This window comes from Variovorax sp. GW821-FHT09D04 (assembly GCF_059416405.1).
This window is the reverse complement of the sequence record NZ_JBWKPA010000002.1, coordinates 512,683-524,825: the sequence shown is the minus strand read 5'-3', so window position 1 is coordinate 524,825 and position 12,143 is coordinate 512,683. Positions and strand designations below refer to the sequence as shown.

At 71.9% G+C, this 12,143-nt stretch carries 7 protein-coding genes; 4 read left to right on the top strand and 3 right to left on the bottom strand.

The window, feature by feature from the left end:
* Together AC07O4_RS08675 and glnE are read right to left on the bottom strand one after the other, a co-directional pair.
* Positions 1-1,116, bottom strand: coding sequence for a septal ring lytic transglycosylase RlpA family protein (locus tag AC07O4_RS08675; RefSeq protein ID WP_495304305.1), 1,116 nt, complete (start codon positions 1,114-1,116; stop codon positions 1-3).
* Positions 1,109-3,904 (bottom strand): bifunctional [glutamate--ammonia ligase]-adenylyl-L-tyrosine phosphorylase/[glutamate--ammonia-ligase] adenylyltransferase, encoded by a 2,796-nt coding sequence (gene glnE, locus AC07O4_RS08670; RefSeq protein ID WP_095747291.1) that lies wholly within the window; start codon positions 3,902-3,904, stop codon positions 1,109-1,111. Before glnE ends, AC07O4_RS08675 begins: the two co-directional genes overlap by 8 nt.
* Positions 3,905-3,929: 25 nt before the next feature.
* Between glnE and AC07O4_RS08665 the strand changes: the two genes are divergently transcribed.
* The 4 genes from AC07O4_RS08665 to AC07O4_RS08650 are packed head-to-tail and all read left to right on the top strand — an operon-like array spanning position 3,930 to position 11,644.
* Complete coding sequence (locus AC07O4_RS08665) at positions 3,930-8,093, top strand: YhdP family protein (RefSeq protein WP_495304304.1); 4,164 nt, start codon at positions 3,930-3,932, stop codon at positions 8,091-8,093.
* A complete protein-coding gene (locus AC07O4_RS08660; RefSeq protein WP_095747289.1) occupies positions 8,090-8,908 on the top strand; it encodes a carbon-nitrogen hydrolase family protein in 819 nt (272 codons plus the stop codon). The genes AC07O4_RS08665 and AC07O4_RS08660 overlap by 4 nt, the downstream gene beginning before the upstream one ends.
* A 2-nt stretch (positions 8,909-8,910) precedes the next feature.
* On the top strand, positions 8,911-10,968 hold the full coding sequence (locus AC07O4_RS08655; protein ID WP_495261356.1) for a sensor histidine kinase: 2,058 nt from the start codon (positions 8,911-8,913) through the stop codon (positions 10,966-10,968).
* 49 nt (positions 10,969-11,017) lie between these two features.
* The gene (locus tag AC07O4_RS08650) at positions 11,018-11,644 is read left to right on the top strand and encodes a response regulator transcription factor (protein ID WP_062480799.1); all 627 of its coding nucleotides are present in this window, start codon (positions 11,018-11,020) and stop codon (positions 11,642-11,644) included.
* Positions 11,645-11,659: 15 nt separating this feature from the next.
* On the opposite strand, the gene AC07O4_RS08645 is transcribed toward AC07O4_RS08650, so the two are convergent.
* Positions 11,660-12,127: a 2,4'-dihydroxyacetophenone dioxygenase family protein gene (locus tag AC07O4_RS08645; RefSeq protein WP_495304303.1), complete on the bottom strand. Its 468-nt coding sequence runs from the start codon at positions 12,125-12,127 to the stop codon at positions 11,660-11,662.
* Positions 12,128-12,143 lie beyond the last annotated feature (16 nt).

The window sequence follows — 12,143 nt, the reverse complement described above, 5'->3', positions numbered from 1 at the left end:
TCAGCGCCGCTCGACCACCATCGGCGCGATGCGCAGACTGTCGCGCAGCTGCGTGACGGCCTCGCCCGCCGCATTGCGCGATGGGAACGGCCCGGCCTGCAGGCGGTGCGTGCCGGCTTCGCTGAACACGCGCAGCTGCGGTGCCAGCGTGGGCAGCCCGCGCGCGGCCTGACTTCTCAGCGTCTCGGCGCCGTCGCGTTCGCGGAACGCGCCGAGCTGCACCCAGAAGCCGGCGGCAGCGGAAGAGGGCGTCGATGGCGCCGATGACGTGGCAGGCGCGGCGAGCGGGGCCAGCGGCGCGAGGTCGGTCACCACCATCGCCTCGCGCGGTCCGGCCGGGGCCTCGGGTTCCGACGGTGCCGCGGCCATCACCGGCGTCTGCGGTGCCACGGGCATCGTCGCGGCGGGGGCTGCCGCGGCGGTCATCGCGACCGGCGCGACCCAGGCCGACGGCACGGCCACCGGCGCCGCCGCCACCCGGATGGGAGCCGGTGCCGGCGCAGGCGCCGCGGCATAGGCCGTGCCCGCATCGCGGCGCCAGGCGCCGGTGCGGATGTCGTCGTTGGTGATGCGCTCGATCTCCACCGGCGCCACGCCGCGCAGCAGGTCGAGCTTCAGCGCCGCCGTGTAGCTCAGGTCGATCACGCGGCCGTCCACGAAGGGGCCGCGGTCGTTCACGCGCACGATCACCTCGCGCCCGTTGGCCGGGTTGCGCACCCGCACATAGCTCGGCAGCGGCAGCGTCTTGTGCGCGGCCGTCATGGCGTACATGTCGTAGGGCTCGCCGCTCGCGGTCGAGGCCGCATGGAACTTGCGCCCGTACCACGAGGCGATGCCCGATTCGCGGAACGGCCGGTCGTCGGTGATCGGCACGTAGCCCCGGCCCAGCACCGTGTACGGCTTGCTGGTGCCGCCGCTGCTGCGGATCGCCTCGATGCGGGGTTCGGCGTCGGGCACGCGGTCGAGGTCGGACGGGATGTTGCTGCCGGGGCCGTCGCGGCCACTGGCGACGCCGCCGCCACTGCTGCGCGGTCCGCTGGCGCAGCCGGCCAGCACGAGCGCCGCGGCCAGGGCGCAGGCCGTCAGCGCGCGGGAGGCGAGGGCGCGGTCAGCCAAAGACCGCCTTCCACAAGGCCAGCATGGCGTCGCGTTCGGCGCTCAGGGCGGGCGGCGTGACCTGCGTGGGCTCTTCGTTCAGGCGTGCGGTGTGCTGCACGCGGCGCAGCTCGCGGTAGGCGGTGGCGGCGTTGCGGCCCACGCCTTCGGGCAGCAGCCCGGCCTGCTCGGCGCGCAGCAGCAGCGCGATGTTGCCCAGGTTGGGAATCAGCTCGGGGTGCGCGCCCGAGGCCGACAGCACCAGGAACTGCACCGCGAACTCGGCGTCGACCATGCCGCCGGGGCTGTGCTTCACGTCGAAGCGGTCGGCCTTCACGGGGCGGGCGCCGCGCAGCTTGTTGCGCATGCCGATGATCTCGGCCTTCAGCGCCTCGCGGTCGCGCGGCGCCACCAGCACGGCTTCGCGCACCTGGTCGAAGCGCGCACCCAGTTCGGCGCCGTGGTCGGCGCTGCCCAGCACGAAGCGCGCGCGCGTCATGGCCTGGTGCTCCCAGGTCCACGCGGTGTTGCTGCCGCGCCCGAGCTGGTACTTCTCGTAGGCCTCGAAGCTGGTGGTGAGCAGGCCCGAGTTGCCGTTGGGCCGCAGCGCGGTGTCGATCTCGAACAGGTCGCCCTCGCGCGTCTTCACCGTGAGCCAGTTGATGAGCTTGCGCACGTAGGCCGCATAGACCTCGCCGGCGCGTTCGTCGTCGTCGTCGTAGACGAACACGATGTCCAGGTCGCTGCCGTAGCCGAGTTCTTTGCCGCCCAGTTTTCCGTAGCCGATGATCGCGAACTGCGGCACCTCGCGGTGCCGGTTGCGCACGTGCGGCCAGCACCAGCGTGCGGTCACGCGCAGCGTGGTGTCGGCCAGCGCGCTCAGGTCGTCGGCCACCTGCTCGACGGTGATGCGGCCATCGACGTCGCGCGCCAGCGTGCGGAACACCTCGGCGTGATGGGCGTGGCGCAGCAGGTTCAGCAAACGCTCTTCGTCGGCCTCGCCGGTGCGGGTGAGCGAGGTGTGACGTGCTTCGAGCTCGCGTTCGAATTCGTCGGCGATGAAGCGGCCCGAGAGCATCTCGTCGCTCGCGAGCTCGTCGATCACGCCCGGGTGCTGCATGAGGTAGCGCGCGGGCCATTTCGCGGCGCCCAGCAGGCGCAGCAGGCGCTCCTGCACGGCGGGGCGTTCGACCAGCAGCGCCAGGTAGCTCTCGCGGCGCATCAGCGGCTCGATCCAGTCGGCCCAGCGCATGGCGGCATCGACATGGCGCGGCGTCTGTCCCGCGCCCTCGCCGTCGGGCTCCTTCAGCCACTGGCCGGTGCGTTGCACCAGCTGGCGCAGGCGGCCCCGGGTTTCCTCGCGCAGGGCGAGCACGCGCGGCGTCTCGCACCAGTCGCGGATGCGCTCGGCGAACACGGGCGGCAGGTCGTCGAGCAGGTCGGCCAGGTCGGCGGGCGCGGCGGCCTTCTTGCCGTTGCACTTGCCGTTGCAGGGCTTCTCGCCGCCCAGCAGCTTGTCGAATTCCTGCGCCACGAACTCGCGGTGCGTGTCGAGCTGTTCGAGGAAGGGGCAGCAGTCGGCATAACCCATCGACTGCGCGATCCAGCGCAGGTCGTCGTCGTTGACCGGCAGCACGTGGGTCTGCTGGTCGTCCAGGTACTGGATGCGGTGCTCCACGCGGCGCAGGAACTCGTAGGCCGCGGCCAGCGTGTCGGCCGTGTCCTGCGGCATGAGGTTGGCGCGCGCCAGCCGCTGCAGCGCGTCGAGCGTGGGGCGCGTGCGCAGTTCGGGGAACTGGCCGCCGCGCACCACCTGCAGCAGCTGCACGGTGAATTCGATTTCGCGGATGCCGCCGCGCGAGAGCTTCACGTCGTTCGCGCGCTCGGGGCGTCCGGCGCTGCGGCGCGCCGACTGCTCGCGAATCTGGCGGTGCAGGATGCGCAGCGAATCGAACACGCTGTAGTCCAGATAACGGCGGAACACGAAGGGCAGCACCACGTTGCGCAGCGCCTGGGCCTGGCCGCCGAGCACCACGGCGCGCGGCGCGACCACGCGGCTCTTCATCCAGGCAAAGCGCTCCCATTCGCGGCCCTGCACCTGGAAATACTCTTCGAGTGCGTCGAGCGAGACCACGCTCGGCCCCGAGTTGCCGTTGGGCCGCAGCGCCAGGTCGACGCGGAACACGAAGCCGTGCTCGGTCACGTCGCCCACCAGCGCATAGATGCGCTTCACGGCCCGCGCGAAGTACTCCTGGTTGGACAGCTTGCCGCGCCCGTCGGCATCGCCGGCCGTGTCGCCGTCCACGTCGTACAGGTAGATGAGGTCGATGTCGCTGGACACGTTGAGCTCGCGCGCGCCGAGCTTGCCCATGCCGATCACCCACAGCTGCGAGCGCTGGCCTTCGGGGCCGAGCGGCGCGCCGTGCTGGGCGTCGAGTTCATGGCAGGCGTCCTGGCAGGCGATGTCCAGGGCCAGTTCGGCCAGCTCGGTCACGGCGGTGGTCACCACCGCGAGCGGGGCCTGCTGGTCGCAGTCGAGTGTGACCAGACGTTCCATCGTGAGCTGGCGCACGATGCGCAACGCATCGCCCACGGCCACGCCGCGTGCGCGCAGGGCGTCGTAGGCGACGGTCATCGATTCGCGCCGGGGCTCGCCGGGCGGCAGCAATTCGAGCTCGGCCGCATAGCGGCGACGCAGCCGCTGGACGAATCGGGAACTGGAAGAAAACGCGGGAGGCGTCGGATTGGATGGCAACTGATTCACACTGGTGTGGGTTGGCGCGGAACCCGGCTCAAGGCTGGCGGTCATAATTCCCGACACAGCGCGATCCTCAATGAACGACACGGCGTCTTCCCCTTCACGTCTGCTCCAAATCACCGCTGTGACAGCGCGCTGGCTATTGGGTCTGCTCTTCGCTGCGTGGCTTCTGCTGGCACTGTCAGTCGTGGTCCTGCACGCGTGGATTGTGCCGCGAATCGGCGATTTTCGCGGTGCACTCGAGGCGCAGGCTAGCAAGGCCATCGGTGTCCCGGTGCGCATCGGCGCCATCACCGCCCGTTCCGAAGGGCTATTTCCGGCCTTCGAATTGCGCGACGTGGTGCTGCAGGACGCAGACCAGCGCGAGGCCCTTCGCCTCGTGCGGGTGGTGGCGAGCGTGTCGCCGCGCTCGCTGTGGCGCCTGAATTTCGAGCAGCTCTATATCGAGGGCCCGCAGCTCGACGTGCGCCGCGACACTCAGGGAAAACTCCATGTGGCTGGATTGCACATGGAGACCGACACGACCGGAGAAACCCGCGCCGCCGACTGGTTTTTCGCGCAGCGCGAGTTCATCATCGAAGGCGGCACCGTGCGCTGGACCGACGAGCAGCGCCGCGCCGAACCGCTGCTGCTGACTGACGTGCGCTTCGTGTCCCGCAACGGCGCGCGCCGCCACGGCCTGCGGCTGGACGCCACGCCGCCGGCCGGCTGGGGCGAGCGCTTCACGCTGCGCGGCCAGTTCCGCCAGCCGCTGCTGTCGATCCGCAGCGGCCACTGGCAGACCTGGGACGGCCAGCTCTATGCCGACCTGCCCTACATCGACGTCACGCGCCTGGGCCAGTACGTCTCGCTCGACGCGCGCATCCGCGAAGGCAACGGCGCGCTGCGCCTGTGGGCCGACGTGGACGACGGGCGCATCGTTGGCGGCGCGGCCGACCTGGGCCTGAACCGCATCGACGCCTCGCTCGGCAAGGGCCTGCAGCCGCTGGTGCTGCGCGCCGTCACCGGCCGGCTGGCGGGACAGATGAACGCGGACACCTTCGAGTTCTCGACCACCGCATTGCAGTTCGACACCGTCGACGGCCTGCGCTGGCCGGGCGGCAACCTGTGGCTGCAGCACACGCCGGCCAAGGGCCGCACGCCCGAGCACGGCGCGCTGAAGGCCGACCGGCTCGACCTCGCGGCGCTGGCGCTCATCGCCGACCGCCTGCCGCTGGGCGAGGCCACGCACCGCGTGCTGGGCGCCTATGCGCCGCGCGGCCTGGTCGAGCGCATCGACATGAACTGGCAGGGCGCGCCCGACGCGATCGCGCGCTACCAGGCCAAGGGCCGGGTCAGCGGCCTGCGCGTCGCCTCGCAGCCGGCGCCGGCCGCCACCGCCCAAAGCACCCCGGCGCCGGCCGGCAGCCCCGCCGCGCCGCCGCGCGTGCACCCCGGCACCCCGGGCCTGAGCGGCGCCACGCTCGACTTCGACGCCAGCCACACCGGCGGCACCGCCACGCTGGCCATGGCCAAGGGCACGCTCGAATTCCCCGGCGTGTTCGAAGACCCGGTGATCCCCATCGACCGCCTCTCGACCCAGCTGCAGTGGAAGCTCGACAACGGCGCCATGCAGGTGCAGGTGTCGAAGCTGCGCTTCGCCAATGCCGACGCCGAGGGCGAGGCCGAAGCCCACTGGCGCACCAGCGACCCGGCCACCTCGAGCAGCCGCGCGCAGCACCCCGGCGTGCTCGACCTGCAGGGCAAGCTCACGCGCGCCGACGGCACCCGCGTGTTCCGCTACCTGCCGCTCGACATTCCGCAGCACACGCGCGACTACGTGCGCGAATCGGTCGTCAAGGGCACCGCCAGCACGGTCGATTTCCGCGTGCGCGGCGACCTGCACGACATGCCCTTCATGGACCCGAAGCAGGGCGAATTCCGCATCGCGGCCAAGGTGTCGGACGTGCACTATGCCTACGTGCCGCCCTCGCTCGCGGCCGCCACCGCCGCGCCCGCGACCCCGGCGTCGCGCACCGGCCCGCCCGCCGCGCCGCCGCCCGTGTGGCCGGCGCTCACCGGCGTGTCGGGCGAGCTGGTGTTCGAGCGCGCGGGCATGCTGGTGCGCAATGCGCGCGGGCGCATTGCCGGCGCGCCCGGCGTCGAGGTCACGAAGGCCGAGGCGCAGATCGCCGACATGTCGCACCACGCCGCGCTGTTGCGTGTCGATGCGCAGGCCAAGGGGCCGTTGGGCGAAGTGCTGCGCGCCGGCGCGCCGCTGGCCGGCGAGGCCGGGCCGTTCCTGCAGCGCGCGCGCGCCACCGGCTCGGCCGACTACAAGCTGCGCCTGGACCTCCCGCTGGAAAACGTCGACAACACCAAGGTGCAGGCCACCGTGACGCTGGCCGACAACGAGCTGCAGGTGGTGCCCGAGGCGCCGCCGTTCACGCAGGCGCGCGGCACCCTCAACTTCACCGACACCGGCTTCTCGCTGGCCGGCGTGCAGGCCCGCCTGCTGGGCGGCGAGGTGCGCGTCGAAGGCAAGGGCCGCTTCAGCGGGCCGCAGCGCGAACTGGCGCTGAAGGCACAGGGCACGGCCAGTGCCGAAGGCCTGCGCGGCGCGCGCGAGGTCGACTGGCTCGCGCGCCTGGCCAAGCACGCCACCGGCAGCACGCCCTACGCCGCCACCTTCTCGATGCGCGACGACACGCCCGAGTTCTCGCTCACCAGCAGCCTGCAGGGGCTGGCGCTGGCGCTGCCCACGCCGCTGGTCAAGACGGCCGAAGAGCTGATGCCGCTGCGCATCGAGAAGAAGGTGCTGGCGCGCGACGCCCGCCGCGCCACGCAGGACCAGCTGACGCTCGAGCTCGGCCGCGTCGGCTCGGTGCAGTACGTGCGCGAGCTGTCGGCCAACGGCCAGGCGCACGTGCTGCGCGGCGGCATCGGCATCGGGCTGGCGTCCGGCGAGACGGCGCTGCCGCCCGACCGCGGCGTGTTCGCCAACGTCAACGTCGCCAAGCTCGACATGGGCGCCTGGCAGACGCTGGTGGGCACCGCCGCGGTGGTCGGCGGCGGCGAGCGCGCCGACGATCCCGACCTGGCCTACCTGCCCACGCGCATCGCGGTGCGCGCGCAGCAGCTGGGCATCGCGGGGCGCACCCTGCACAACGTGGTGCTCGGCGGCACGCGCGAAGGTGCGCTGTGGCGCGCCAACGTCGACGCCTCCGAGCTGAGCGGCTACGCCGAGTACAGCCACAGCCAGGCCGGCCGGCTCTATGCGCGGCTCGCGCGCCTGAAGATCGCACCGGCCGAGGCCACGCAGGTCGAGACCCTGCTCGACGAGCAACCCGGCACCCTGCCGGCGCTGGACATCGTGGTCGACGACTTCGAGCTGCTCGGCAAGCGCCTGGGCCGCGCCGAGATCGACGCCGTCAATCGCGGCGGGCGCGAATGGCTGCTCAACAAGCTCGCCTTCAGCGTGCCCGAGGCCACCTTCACCGCCAAGGGCACCTGGGCCGCGCCGGCGGGCGGCGGCGCAAGCGCCGGCCAGCGCCGCACCACGGCCATGAACTTCAAGCTCGACATCGCCGACGCCGGCGACCTGCTCACGCGCTTCGGCATGCCGGGCGTGCTGCGCCGCGGCAAGGGGCGACTCGAGGGCGAGGTGAACTGGCGCGGCTCGCCGTTCTCGCTCGACTACCCCAGCCTGGGCGGCCAGTTGCAGGTCGACGTGGAGCAGGGCCAGTTCCTCAAGGCCGACCCGGGCCTGGCCAAGCTGCTGGGCGTGCTGAGCCTGCAGGCGCTGCCGCGCCGGCTCACGCTCGATTTCCGCGACGTGTTCAGCCAGGGCTTCGCCTTCGACTTCATCCGCGGCGACGCCAAGATCAACAAGGGCATCGCCAGCACCAACAACCTGCAGATGAAGGGCGTGAACGCCGCCGCGCTCATGGACGGCTCGGCCGACATCGTGCGCGAGACGCAGAACCTGCGCGTGGTGGTGGTGCCCGAGATCAACGCCGGCACGGCCGCGCTGGTGGCCACAGCCATCAACCCGGCCATCGGCCTGGGCACCTTCCTCGCGCAGTGGGTGCTGAGCAAGCCGCTCGCGGCGGCCGCCACGCAGGAGTTCCACGTCGAAGGCACCTGGGCCGACCCCAAGATCGCCAAGGTGCCGCGCTCGCTGCAGCTGCTGCCCGGCCTGCCGGGTGGATCGACATCCACGGGCGCCAGCGAAGGCAAGAAAACGGAGACCACGCAATGAAAGTCGCAGCCATCCAGATGGTGTCCGCCATCGCCCGCGAAGCCAACCTCGTGCGCGCCCACGCGCTGCTCGGGCAGGCGGCGCGCGACGGCGCCGAGCTCGCGGTGCTGCCCGAGTATTTCTGCATGATGGGCGCGCGCGACACCGACAAGCTAGGCCTGCGCGAAACCGCGGGCGCCGGCACGGTGCAGGGCTTCCTGGCCGACGCGGCGCGCGAGTTCGGCCTGTGGATCGTGGGCGGCACGCTGCCCATCGAGAGCGACGACGCCGACCACGTGTTCAACAGCTCGCTGGCCTTCTCGCCCGAGGGAAAGTGCGTGGCGCGCTACGACAAGATCCACCTGTTCTTCTTCGACAACGGCACCGAGCGCTACGACGAGCGCCGCGTCATCGCGCCGGGCGCGCAGCCCGTGGTGTTCGAGCTGCCCTCGCGCGACGGCCACGCCTGGCGCGTGGGCATGAGCGTGTGCTACGACCTGCGCTTTCCCGAGCTGTACCGCGCGCTGGCAGGGCAGGGCGCCGACCTGCTGCTGGTGCCCAGCGCCTTCACGCGCACCACCGGCGCCGCCCATTGGGAGGTGCTGCTGCGCGCGCGCGCCATCGAGAACCTGGCCTGGGTGGTCGCACCCGCGCAGGGCGGCACGCACGAGAACGGCCGCCAGACCTGGGGCCAGTCGCTGGTCATCGACCCCTGGGGCACGGTGGTGGCGCAGCAGGCCGCCGAAGAGGGCGTGGTGCTGTTCGACCTCGACGCCCGGCAGGTCGAGCGCACGCGCGCCCAGCTACCCGCGCTGTCGCACCGCGTGCTCGCCTGACGATGGCCGACGAGGCGCTCGAGGTTTCCGCACCGCCGCAGCGCCGGGCCTGGGTCGTCGCCTTCGCGCGCCTGCGCTCGCTGTGGAAGCGCTGGTTTCTGTGGCTGCTGCTGGCGGTGCTGGTGTCGGCGCTGCTGGTCACCGTCGTGTGGCTGGCCGGCCGGCACGAGGTCGAGCAGGTGCAGGCCGCGCTGGAGCGCGACACCGCCGACGCCGTCGTCGACCTGCGCAGCGGCCTGCAGCGCAACGCCCAGAGCCTGCGCGCCACGCTCGCGCCGGGCATGGAGCGCACGCACTGGGCCGACCGCGCGGCGGCGCAGTTGCGCGAGCACCGCGAATGGCTGCGGCTCGAGTGGCGCGATGCGCAGCTGCAACCCATCGAAGCCGTGAACACGCCCTACCGCACGCGCATCCTCGAGGAGAGCAACCGCGGCCCCGCGCAGGCCGACGTGGCGCAGGCCTGCGCCACCGCGCGCAAGGCCGGCGCGCCCGCCTACTCGCCCAGCCACTACGTGCCCGTGGCCGGCGGCGGCGGCGTCGAGGTGATGGAGCTGTGCCTGCCGATGGACGCCGGCGACTACCTGGTGGCCAGCTATTCGCTGCGCGACACGCTGGTCGAGCTGGTCGGCCCCACGCTCACGCGCGGCCAGGAGGTCGCCTTCACCGAGGCCGACGGCACGCGGCTGGTGGCGCTAGGCACCTCGCGGCGCATCGGCACGCGCGTGTTCACCTCGCAGCAGCGCATCGACCTGCCGGGCGCCTCGCTCATGCTGCGCGTGGACGGCTGGCGCGCCGCGCCCGACCTGTTCCCGAACATGCTCACGGCGCTGGTCACGGCGATCTCGATCGCGCTCGTGTCGGTGCTCGTGCTGCTGGCGCGCGACACCCGCCGCCGCCTGCGCGCCGAGCGCGACCTGGCCGACGCGCTGGCCTTTCGCAAGGCGATGGAAGACTCGGTCATCACCGGCCTGCGCGCGCGCGACCTGCAGGGGCGCATCACCTACGTCAACCCGGCCTTCTGCGAGATGGTCGGCTTCACGCCCGAAGAGCTCATGGCCGACAGCGTCGAGGCGCCCTACTGGCCGACCGAGCTGGCGCACGAATACCACCTGCGGCAAACGCGCCGCTTCGCCGGCGGCCTGCCGCCGCGCGAGGGCTTCGAGTCGGTCTTCATGCGCAAGGACGGCACGCGCTTTCCGGTGCTCATCTTCGAGGCCCCGCTGATCAACGCGCACAAGGTGCAGACCGGCTGGATGAGCGCCTTCATCGACGTGAGCGAGCAGCGCCGCGTCGAGGAACTCTCGCGCGCCAGCCAGGAGCGCCTGCAGGCCAGCGCGCGCCTGGCCACCGTGGGCGAGATGGCCTCGCTGCTGAGCCACGAGCTCACGCAGCCGCTGGCCGCCATCGCCAGCTACGCCACCGGCTCGCTCAACCTGATCGGGCCCGAGGCGCGTGGCGAGCAGGCCGAGGTGGCCATGGCCGTGAAGCGCATCGCCGAGCAGGCCGACCGCGCCGGCCAGGTGATCCGCAGCGTGCACGACTTCGTGCGCCGGCGCGACCGCATGCGCGAGGCCGTGGCGCCGCAGGCGCTCATCGACGCCGTGCTGCCGCTGGTGCGCTTGCAGGCGCGCAAGCTCGACGTGACGATCGAGATCGTGTGCGAAGAGCGCCTGCCCGCCGTGGTGTGCGACCGCACGCTGGTCGAGCAGGTGCTGCTGAACCTGGCGCGCAACGCCATGCAGGCCATGGACGGCGCCGACCACGCGCCCGGCAGCCGTGTGCTGCGCCTGCGCGTGGCGCGTGCCCTGCCGGTGGGCGCCACCGTGCCGGCCGACGGCCGGCGCTGGCTCGAGTTCTCCGTGGCCGACCTGGGCTGCGGCATCAGCGAGGAGGTGGCGGCGCGCCTGTTCACACCCTTCTTCACCACGCGCCCCGACGGCATGGGCCTGGGCCTGAGCCTGTGCCGCACCGTGGTGGAGCAGCATGGCGGCGCGCTGATGTTCGAGCCCAACCGTCCCCGGGGCACCGTCTTCAGGTTTACGCTCCCGGCTGCGGGATAGCCGCCTTTTTCTTCTTCTTCGTTTTCTCTGTTCCGCTGGACCTCATGGCATGCAACCGCTGATCGATGGCTTGATCTTTATCGTGGACGACGACGCCAGCGTGCGCGAGGCGCTGGCCTGGCTGCTGCGTTCGCGCCGCCTGGCCAGCGAGCACTTCGGCAGCGCCGAGGCCTTCGAGCAGTACCTGGACGAGGCGCCGCTGCCCGATCAGCCGCGTTGCCTGCTGCTGGACGTGCGCATGCCCGGCATGAGCGGGCTGGTGCTGTTCGACCGGCTGGCCGAACGCGGCCTGCTGGCCGAGATGCCGGTGATCTTCCTGACCGGCCATGCCGACGTGCCCACCGCCGTCGAGGCGGTCAAGCGCGGGGCCTTCGACTTCTGCGAGAAGCCGTTCTCGGACAACGCGCTGGTCGACCGCATCGAGCAGGCGCTGGGCATGTCGCAGCGCGCGCTCGAGGTGCAGCGCGTGCGCCGCGGCCTGGCCGACCGCATCGCCGAGCTGACCGACCGCGAGCGCGACGTGATGCGCCTCGTGGTCGAGGGCCTGCCGAACAAGCTCATCGCCGACCAGCTCGCGATCAGCGTGCGCACGGTGGAGGTCCACCGGGCGCGCGTGTTCGAGAAGATGGAAGTGAAGTCGGCGGTGGAGCTCGCCAACCGCCTGCGCGATCTCTAGCCTGCAGGCGGGGCCTCAGCTGTGCACGTGCTGCGCCGCGCCGTCGCGCGTGGCCATCTCCAGCATGCTGCGGCCGTCGACGATGCCGTCCTCGCCCAGCCCGGCAATCGCGCCCTCGAACACGCAGAACAGCACGCAACCGCCGTCGGAGCGTGGCTGGTGGATGTCGCCGGCGGGCTCGTGCATGTAGTCGCCTGGGCGGCCGATGTCGTTGCGCTCGTAGTAGATGTCGCCTTCGAGCACGATCACCTCGATGGCGCCCAGGTGGTGATGGACCGGCGCCTCGGTGCCGGGATCGACCTTCAGCAGGCAGGTGAAGCCGCCGCTGCGCCGGTTGATGCTCAGCAGCTTGTAGGCCACGCCGGGCATGACCCACGGCTTCCATGGATAGTTGTCGAGCTTCTGGAAATGCGGGTACGGCAGCGTGATGCGCGCGTGGGCGGCGCTGGCGGGCGGCGTGGCTTTCAGGGCGGTCAGGGTCATGGTGTCTCCGTGGGTG

Excerpts from the sequence above, each read along its gene's own strand:
- glnE (WP_095747291.1), bottom strand. The coding sequence starts at position 3,904 with ATGACCGCCAGCCTTGAGCCGGGTTCCGCGCCAACCCACACCAGTGTG.
- AC07O4_RS08665 (WP_495304304.1), top strand. The coding sequence starts at position 3,930 with ATGAACGACACGGCGTCTTCCCCTTCACGTCTGCTCCAAATCACCGCT.
- AC07O4_RS08660 (WP_095747289.1), top strand. The coding sequence starts at position 8,090 with ATGAAAGTCGCAGCCATCCAGATGGTGTCCGCCATCGCCCGCGAAGCC.
- AC07O4_RS08655 (WP_495261356.1), top strand. The coding sequence starts at position 8,911 with ATGGCCGACGAGGCGCTCGAGGTTTCCGCACCGCCGCAGCGCCGGGCC.
- AC07O4_RS08650 (WP_062480799.1), top strand. The coding sequence starts at position 11,018 with ATGCAACCGCTGATCGATGGCTTGATCTTTATCGTGGACGACGACGCC.
- AC07O4_RS08645 (WP_495304303.1), bottom strand. The coding sequence starts at position 12,127 with ATGACCCTGACCGCCCTGAAAGCCACGCCGCCCGCCAGCGCCGCCCAC.